At 45.7% G+C, this 9,415-nt stretch carries 6 protein-coding genes and 1 tRNA gene; 3 read left to right on the top strand and 4 right to left on the bottom strand.

Translation table 11 applies throughout. The features are described 5' to 3' along the window. Nucleotides 1-5: 5 nt before the first annotated feature. Nucleotides 6-82, top strand: a tRNA-Met gene (locus BMX14_RS15060). Nucleotides 83-123: 41 nt separating this feature from the next. On the opposite strand, the gene argS is transcribed toward BMX14_RS15060, so the two are convergent. From argS to adiA, 3 genes are all read right to left on the bottom strand, one after another. Next, nucleotides 124-1,866, bottom strand: coding sequence for an arginine--tRNA ligase (gene argS / locus BMX14_RS15055; protein ID WP_092678174.1), 1,743 nt, complete (start codon nt 1,864-1,866; stop codon nt 124-126). A gap of 32 nt (nt 1,867-1,898) precedes the next feature. Beyond that, on the bottom strand, nt 1,899-2,372 hold the full coding sequence (argR, locus tag BMX14_RS15050; protein ID WP_092678172.1) for a transcriptional regulator ArgR: 474 nt from the start codon (nt 2,370-2,372) through the stop codon (nt 1,899-1,901). 276 nt (nt 2,373-2,648) lie between these two features. Continuing rightward, nucleotides 2,649-4,931 (bottom strand): arginine decarboxylase, encoded by a 2,283-nt coding sequence (adiA, locus tag BMX14_RS15045; protein WP_092678170.1) that lies wholly within the window; start codon nt 4,929-4,931, stop codon nt 2,649-2,651. A 450-nt stretch (nt 4,932-5,381) separates the two neighbouring features. On the opposite strand from adiA, the gene potE reads away from it, so the two are divergent. After that, entirely contained in the window at nt 5,382-6,704 is a 1,323-nt protein-coding gene (gene potE / locus BMX14_RS15040; protein WP_092678168.1) for a putrescine-ornithine antiporter, read from the top strand. Between the two features lie 45 nt (nt 6,705-6,749). On the opposite strand, the gene BMX14_RS16480 is transcribed toward potE, so the two are convergent. Next, nucleotides 6,750-7,967 carry an N-acetylmuramoyl-L-alanine amidase gene (locus BMX14_RS16480; protein ID WP_177173181.1) on the bottom strand — a complete coding sequence of 406 codons (1,218 nt, stop codon included), beginning with the start codon at nt 7,965-7,967 and terminating at the stop codon, nt 6,750-6,752. Nucleotides 7,968-8,021: 54 nt separating this feature from the next. On the opposite strand from BMX14_RS16480, the gene argA reads away from it, so the two are divergent. Beyond that, a complete protein-coding gene (gene argA, locus BMX14_RS15025) occupies nt 8,022-9,410 on the top strand; it encodes an amino-acid N-acetyltransferase (protein WP_092678183.1) in 1,389 nt (462 codons plus the stop codon). Nucleotides 9,411-9,415 lie beyond the last annotated feature (5 nt).

The following is a 9,415-nucleotide window of genomic DNA, read 5'->3' as shown; positions in this document are numbered from 1 at the left end:
TCGGACGCGGGGTGGAGCAGCCTGGTAGCTCGTCGGGCTCATAACCCGAAGGTCGTCGGTTCAAATCCGGCCCCCGCAACCAACATAAGAAAGCTTATCAAGTTGACTTGATAAGCTTTTTTTTTACATCCTTTCTGGTACCCGAATTCCTAAGGTCGATAAACCTAGTGCCAAGACTTGTCCGGTCAACTGAGTCAGGTAGAGTCGATTTCTTCTTTTCTCCCCATCCGCTTCGGCTAAAATCGGTGTATTCGCATAGAAGCGTGAGAACAGTGACGCCAACTCAAAAAGATACTGACACATCATATTAGGCATCCCTTCCCTCGCCACTAAGTTTAAGCGCTCTTCAAGCTGTAAAATAGCTAATACAATGGCGCGCTCCTCGGCAGTCATCACGCTCAGTCCTTGAGTCTCCTGCCAACTCAAGCCTTGCAGCCGAGCTTTTTCAAGTAAAGAATGAATACGCGCTCCGGCATACTGAATATAGGGAGCAGTATTGCCTTCAAAACTCAACATACTGTCCCAATCAAAGATGTAATCGGTGGTCCTATTTTTTGAGAGGTCCGCATATTTGACCGCACCAATCCCAATAATCGTGGCTAACTCATCTAAGTCTGCCCCCACAATATGTGGCGATTTCTGCTCGATGAGCCGCTTCGCTCGACTGACGGCCTCCGCTAATAGTTCCGATAATTTTATCGTTCCCCCTTCGCGAGTTTTGAAAGGCTGTCCTTGCTTGTCCAACATCATGCCAAACTTATGATGTTCCAGAGCAACGTCATGAGGGACATAACCGGCCTTACGTACAATTGCCCAGGCCATCATAAGATGCTGATGTTGACGCGCATCGATGTAGTACAGCACACGGTCTGCGTTGAGGGTTTCATACCGATATTTCGCGCACGCAATGTCCGTGGTGGTGTAGAGGTAGCCACCATCTTGCTTACGGATCACCACGCCCATCGGCTCTCCCTGCTTATTTTTATAAGCATCAAGATAGACGACAACTGACCCCTGCTCTTCTTGCGCGATATGGCGCGCTAATAGATCATCGATAATGTCTGGGAGCATCTCATTGTAGGCGCTCTCCCCCCGGATATCGGCAGGCGTGAGTGAGACGCCTAAGAGATCGTAGTTTTGTTGGTTCTGCTGCATTGAGATCTCTACCAACTGCTGCCACATCCGACGACAATACTCGTCACCTTGCTGTAGCTTTACCACATACTGTCTGGCTCGTTTAGAAAAGTCATTATCCTGGTCATAACGTTTTTTCGCTTCACGATAGAATCCTTCCAGATCGGAGAGCGTGAGTCGGTCATGACTCTCCACGTCCTCTAGATGGGCAATCAACATCCCAAATTGCGTGCCCCAGTCGCCAATATGATTAACTTTCGTCACATTGTGCCCAAGAAAGCGCAAAGTACGAACACTCGCATCACCGATAATTGTCGAACGTAAATGGCCGACGTGCATTTCTTTAGCGACATTAGGCGAAGAGTAATCGATAACGATATGAGTGGGCGCCTGCAGCGCTACCCCTAATCGCGGATCCTCGGCCAATCCCGCTATCGCCTCCGCTAACCAACTATTATTTAACCTTATATTAATAAAGCCAGCGCCAGCCACCTCTACACTCTCAATCATCGTACTGAAGGGGGGATTTTTTCTCATCTGTTCAACCACTTGCTCCGCTAATTGACGAGGCGGCATCTGTAATTGTTTGGCAAGTGGAATCATGGAGTCGATTTGATAATCAGCCAATTCAGGGCGTAATGACACTTTAGCCGTAATCGGCACGCCAGGAGCGATCCCTAATTGGTGTATAGCCTCTTTGGCATACGTTGAGAGTATTGCTGATATATTCATATTTCCCTCTACACTAGATTTTTAATAACGTACTAATTATCATCAGAATTTAAAATCTGCATAACAGATTGATAGATTTCATTAATTTCCATGTCCATCACCGGTACGGTAAATATTGTGTCGTCACCCGCTACGGTACCGAGTAGCCCAGCGTTTCTTCCGCAGGAATCAAGTAACCGAGCAATAAGCGGGGCGGCACCGGGAACGGTATGAATAACAACCATCCATTGATTGTACTCAACACTTAACACGGAACTTTTAAGGGTGGTTTTAGCCGTTGGTACACCTCGTTCGGCGGGTAAGCTATAGACCATTTCCATACGCGCATTCCGCTTACGGACGGCACCATAACTGGTAAGCATTCTGGAGATTTTTGATTGATTGATATGCTCAAAACCTTGCTGTGTTAAATGTTCAACAAAATCTGATTGTGAACCGATACATTCATCTTCTAATAATTTTTTAAATACACGATCTAGGTCAAGACACTTATTTTTCTTCAACATAAAACTATTACCTTTTTACAATCGGTATGAATGAATACCACCCCTTCATTATTAATTACCCACGTTATTAAAAGAAGTCTTACTGCCCGAGGATTTTGACCTTAATCATAATAAGATTAATTAAAGATTTATTAATAATTACCGGTATTTTATTTAAAAATAATATTTTTGATCTTAATTAAAGTTGGGTCATTTAGTAAATAAAAAAGGGTAACAATTTAACTATTGTTACCCTGAGTCATTTATTTTTTAATGTGTTTTATCACAACTTGTCGACTATTGCTTTACACACATCACATGGTAAATACCGTCTTCTTTTTCAGCCCCTTCTGTTTCATGTTCAAATCCAGGGAAGGCATCATCCCAAGCCTGTAATGCTTGTAAGTAAGCAATTTGTGGGCTGTGCTGATCACCAAAGTTTTCCCCTGACATCAGCATTGGGATTCCCGGTGGATAAGGAATAACGGAGTTCGCGGCCGTACGACCCGCAAGATCAAAGATTGAGACAAGCTCAACATTATCTTTTACCAGTTGCGTGTAAGCATCGCGCGGTAACATATCCATTTGTGGCAGACTTGAATAAGCTTTATTCAGTTGGTCGCTTGGATTATGTTTCTTAAGGAATGCAATCATCCGGCGACCCAATTGTTGCATGGTCATTGTTCCATACAGAGCAGGGTCAGTTTCGACGAGCCCCGGTAACACTTCACTTAATGGCGCATCCGCATCGTAATATTTTTTGAAGGATAATAAGCTATTCATCAAGGTAACCCATTTGCCTTTGGTCACACCCATCGAGAATAAGAACATGACTTGGAAATCGGTGGTGCGCGTTGGGACAATACCGAGGCTTGAAAGATAAGCAGTCACCAGCGCGGCAGGCACTCCCTCTTCCTGTAACGATCCATCATCATTTAAGCCTGGCGTTAATAGGCTGACCTTAACGGGATCTAACATCACCCAGTTATCATCTAGTCCCTCAAAACCATGCCAGCGATCAGTCGGATTCAGCATCCAGCAGCTCTGCTCTTTCACTAATAAATCGCGTGGGGCTTCCGCAAAGTCATAGCTTTGCTGGGTACGCGGATCGGTCACGACTTCAGGGTTCCAAGGTTTGAAGAACCAGCTATTCTCAGCGTTCGCTTGCTGGTGGGCACGGGCCACCGCTTGACGGAACTCAACGGCTTCCTCAATCACTTCAGTTGTCAGGTTAATCCCCTGATTACCCTCCATCATCGCAGCAGCCACATCGTTCGACGCCGCGATAGAGTAAAGAGGAGAAGTGGTGGCATGCATCATGTACGCTTGGCTGAACTGTGCGGGTTTAATCGATCCCCGGCCTTCGCGCATGTGAATGTAGGATGCCTGTGATAACGCATTCAGTAGTTTATGGGTCGAATGGGTAGCAAAAATAGTCGGTTGATCAGCCCCGTGTGTCGCTTTATCGCCTCGCATTGCATGGAAGTGCTGATAAATCGGGTTAAAACGTGAGTAGCCGAACCATGCTTCATCGTAATGGATACGATCACAGCTTTCCCCAAGCAGTTGCTGAATAGCATCACCATTGTAGATAAGTCCATCATAAGTACAGTTGGTCACCACGCTGTAAACTGGACGGCTATTCAACGCCTTGCTTGCAAAAGGGTTATCAGCAATACGTTGTTGGATGGCTTTATGCGTCATTTGCGCTTTTGGAATCGGCCCGATGATCCCGTAAGCATTTCGGGTCGGTGTCATATAGACCGGTGCAACGCCTGTTAGCATTAATCCCTGTTCGATCGACTTATGGCTATTACGGTCACAAATAGCGATATCGTTGTCGGTACAACACGCCTGCATAATCGTGCGGTTTGCACCTGATGTTCCGACCACTAATGAGTAGGAACGATGCGCCCCGAATACCTCAGCGATATATTTTTCACTCTCACCAAAGGCCCCGGTATGATCGAGCATTGATCCGAGACAAGCCCGTTCAATCCCCATATCGGTACGGAAGATGTTCTCACCATAGAAGTCGAAAAACTTACGGCCAACAGGTGTCTTACAAAAACCAATCCCCCCTTGGTGACCAGGCGCAGACCACGAATATTCTTTTTCTTTCGCGTACTTCATCATGGCTGACATAAGCGGTGGCATAATAATTTTTTCATAACGCGCCACCGCCGCCTGCAGACGGCCAACAATAAAGTCGGTGGTATCATCGAGGACTAAAAACGTCTCAATGATATTACTCATCACCTCTGCAGGAATCGATTTGCCCTCATCATGGGTGTTCACCAGCAGAAACGCGGGGACCTTTTCATGGCGGATTCTTAACTGCTTAAGAAGATGACAAATGGCCTCTTTTTGTGAAGGAGTCCACTCAATCATAATACAGTCGATGGGTGCCATAGAACTGACGTAGGTTATCGCTTCTTGATAGTGGTGGGTAAATTTAACGTGCTCACCTTTACTGCGTAGTGAGTGGCTGATGGTATCGATCGTCTCTTCCAAAGGAGTCAGACTACTTTGTTGCGTTCTCGCCTGGTGTAAGGCGACTAGATAATTTTTGTCACACATATAGACCTCTTTATTATTTCAAATTAATTATTCCCGATTATTAATCTACCTATAAATAGAATTAAAATAATAAAAACCGGGAAGATGATAGAAACCTAACGCTAATTTAAAATAAATTCCAGCCCATTTTTCATCGAAAGATTATTTTTAGATAGTTATTAACTAATCATGATTTTAAATATGTACCACTCAACCGCAGCAGCTTTGCAAAAACCTAAAAAACAACGACTTACTCTTATTTTTAGCAAAAAGTTTCTTTTTGAATAATTATCTAAAAATAATTTTAGCGCTATTTAAATTGATATTAATCAATTACAAACCCCTAGGTAAGTCGTAATTTAAAAAGCATAAATACTCTTTCAATTATTAAAAAATGAATATTTATATGCCTAATTAAGAATATAAATTTCAAAATGAAAGGGACACTGTTTTAACATTAGGAGAAAGTTTATGACGACTAAATCAAAAAAAATGGGGGTGATGGACCTAACCGTGCTGGTTGCTGTTAATATGATGGGATCAGGCATTATTATGCTACCCGCCAGTTTAGCAGAAACCGGGGCGATTTCGGTCCTATCCTGGATGGTCACCGTAGTCGGTGCAATGTGTATTGCTTATACCTTTGCACGCTGTGGCGCCTTATGTAAGCGGTCAGGCGGGATGTCTGCTTATGCTTCCGAAGCTCACGGCAAATCAGCCTTTTTCATCGCGTCTTATACCTACTATATCTGTTTAGTCATCAGCTGTGTGGCAATTGCTGTTTCCGCCACGGGTTACATGGCGCCGTTTGCCCCTTGGATCAAAGAAACTCCGGTCCACACCTTCCTTACCGTCGTGGCAATTCTGGTAGTCACGATGGTCGCAAATTTCAAAGGGCCTAAGATCACTGGCCGCATCTCTAATATTACGGTATGGGGAATTATTATTCCGGTTGCTGGCTTATCGATTATTGGTTGGTTCTGGTTTGACCCAACTATTTTCAGCTCGGCGTGGAATCCACATGGCTTAACGACCGGTGGCGCTATTTCATCCGGTATCTCCCTGACGTTGTGGGCTTTCTTAGGAGTAGAATCCGCAGGAGCGAACTCTGATGCCGTGGAAAACCCAGAACGTAATGTGCCGCTGGCTTGTCTGTTCGGTACGGGTTTCGCCGCTATCGTCTATATTGCTTCCACGACAGTCATCCAAGGGATTATTCCTAATGCCGAGCTTGCGGCAAGTAATGCGCCTTTCGGATTGGTATTCGCTAAAATGTTTAACCCAACCATCGGTATGGTCGTAACTGGATTAGCCGTTATTGCCTGTATCGGCTCGCTATTAGGTTGGCAGTTTACCAATGCGCAAGTTTCTAAATCTGCAGCAGATGACCATTTATTCCCTTCTATTTTTAGCAAACTCAGTAAGGATGATGCCCCCATAGCCGGTATGCTCATCATGTTAGTCCTAGAGCTGTTACTGGCTTCAATGACCATCTCACCTAACTTGCTAAAACAGTTCAACATGCTGCTTAATCTTGCGGTCTTCATCAATATGGTCCCTTATGTACTATCAATGACCGGCCTGCAAGTGATGCTGCAAAAAAGCCAAGTCAGTGCATCGGAATACCGTATTGCGTCCATCGTCAGTACCGCCGCCGTGCTTTACAGCATTTACGGGGTGTACTCTTGCGGGGTTGAAGCGGTGTTTGGTGGAACTATCATCACTATGATTGGTTATATCTTCTACGGTTTCATCGCAGGACGTGAGAAAGAGCAACAACTCTCTCAACGCTAACCCCTACTTTTCTCTGCCCGCCTTCAGTAATGAAGGCGGTTTTTATTACTCATAACGTTTCACCTTATAGCCCTGAATTCCTACCAAAATCGCTTCTGCTACCTGTTGTTGATATCGCGCCGTCTTTAATTTCCGCTCTTCTTCAGGATGACTGATAAACGCAGTCTCCACCAAAATTGAAGGGATATTCGGGGCTTTTAACACCTCAAATCCCGCCCGTTCTACCCGAGACTTATGGAGCGGATTGATCTTGTGAAGCTGCTTAAGCACTGCGCTGCCAAGAATCGCGCTATCGTGCAAGGTTTGATGCTGCATCAGCTCCAGTAGCGTACTGTCCAGATAACTATCCCCACTACGACTGACCCCACCGATTAAATCTGATTCGTTTTGAGAGTTAGCCAAAAAGCGTGCCGCCGCAGAGGTCGCTCCCCGTGTTGACAGGGTAAAAACCGATGCCCCACGTGCCTGTCGATTGGCCACTGCATCGGCATGAATCGAAACAAAAATCGTTGCCTTCTGCTGCTGAGCTTTTGCCACCCGCATTGCCAATGGAACAAAATGGTCATCGCTACGCGTCATCACTGCGGCCATGTCGGGCTGCTGATCGATCAACCTTTTTAACCGTTGGGCGATTTGTAGGACAACATTTTTCTCTAGAGTTTTACGCAAACCATGAGCCCCCGGATCCTCCCCGCCATGCCCAGGATCGATCATCACGATAAACGGCGCTTTTCCGATGGGGGAAGTGAGCGGTTCGAGCGGACTGCGCACAGATGGCGTATTGGCCAAAAAAAGACTTAACGGATCTTTATCGCTATTCAACTTTGGGTAGAGATCGACCACGAGTCGATGCTGAAAGTTGGCTACGGGCTTTAAATTAAAAATATCCGTTCTGACCGGTTGTTTGAGGTCAACCACGACTCGTAACGTTTTGGCATCGAATTTTGCTACGCGGATCCGGCTAATAAAGGGATCTGACGCGTTAACTTGCTGGCTCAGTTTATGCAGTACGCGACTAAGCCTGAAGTCATCGATATCAATCACCAACCGGCGTGGTGACTCCAACATAAAATAGCGGTAGCTTGGCAGCGTTGCCGACTCAAACGTGAGGCGGGTATAAAGTGTAGAGGGCCATACCCGGGTTGCACTGAACTGCGGCCCTTCTGCTCCTTGTGCAGGTGGCATAATAGTGATGAGGCAAGCAAGCACAGCAAGGCCTAATCGCCAGTGTGGAGACCCGACGGATCCTTTTTGAAACAACATATCCTTTTCCCTAAAGATAAGTTTGTGATTTATCACAATCACAACTTGCAATTTATGCCTAATAAGCATAAAAATACACTTATAACGAATAAAAATTCACTTGGAGTCCCTGTGACAGAACGTAGCACTGAACTGGTTAGAGGTTTTCGGCATACCGCCCCTTATATCAACACTCATCGCAATAAGACCTTTGTCATCATGCTCGGTGGTGAAGCGATCTGCCATGAAAACTTCCTCAGTATTGTGAGCGATATTGGCCTATTACACAGTTTAGGTATTCGTCTCGTCGTGGTGTACGGTGCGCGCCCGCAAATTGATGCGAATCTACTCGAGCATAATATTGAGCCGACTTATCATAAATATACTCGGGTTACCGATGCGCAATCTTTGGAATTAGTCAAACAAGCGGCAGGTAGATTGCAATTAGATATCACCGCGCGGCTTTCCATGAGTCTGGGTAATACCCCACTGCAAAACGCGCACATCAATGTGGTCAGCGGCAACTTTATTATCGCTCAGCCTTTGGGTGTTGATGATGGGATCGATTACTGCCACTCAGGCCGTATTCGTCGTATCGATTACCAAGCGATTAATCAGCAATTGGATACCGGGGCGATCGTCCTGATTGGTCCCGTCGCGGTCTCGGTTACCGGTGAAAGTTTTAACCTGACTTCTGAAGAGATCGCGACGCAAGTCGCCATTAAACTCAATGCCGCGAAAATGATTGGCTTTTGCTCAGAACAAGGCGTTCCCGATGAAGAAGGGAAGATTATCTCAGAGATGTTTCCTGACCAAGCCCAACAACGGATTGAACAATATGAATCGTCTGGGGATTATCTATCAGGGACCGTGCGCTTTTTACGGGGCGCAATGCAAGCGTGTAAAAGCGGCGTGCCGGGTAGCCATCTGATTAGTTACTTGGAGGACGGTGCTTTACTTCAAGAACTTTTTTCTCGCGAAGGTATCGGAACTCAAGTGGTGATGGCTTCCGCCGAACAAGTCCGCAAGGCGACGATAGACGATATTGGTGGCATTTTGGAGCTAATACGCCCGCTCGAACAGCAAGGAATTTTAGTCAGACGTTCTCGCGAACAATTAGAGATGGAGATCGATAAGTTTACGGTTGTGGTACGCGATCAATTAACGATCGCCTGTGCCGCCCTCTATCCATTCGAGGAAGAAAAAATTGGTGAGATGGCCTGCGTGGCGGTGCACCCTGATTACCGTAGCTCTTCACGAGGCGATGTATTACTTCAACAAGTTAGCCACCAAGCGAGACTGGCTGGCTTAAAAAAGCTGTTCGTGCTGACCACTCGCAGCATTCACTGGTTCCAAGAACGTGGTTTTCAACCGGTCGATATAGCGTTTCTGCCTGAAAGTAAGCAGAAACTCTATAATTATCAACGACGTTCTAAAATTTTAATGCTTGACTTGAATCAGTAAGCTTG

It is taken from the genome of Rosenbergiella nectarea (genome assembly GCF_900111105.1).
Lineage (GTDB): Bacteria > Pseudomonadota > Gammaproteobacteria > Enterobacterales > Enterobacteriaceae > Rosenbergiella > Rosenbergiella nectarea.
Note: the sequence above shows the minus strand (reverse complement) of the source record. Positions and strands in the feature narration are given on the sequence as shown.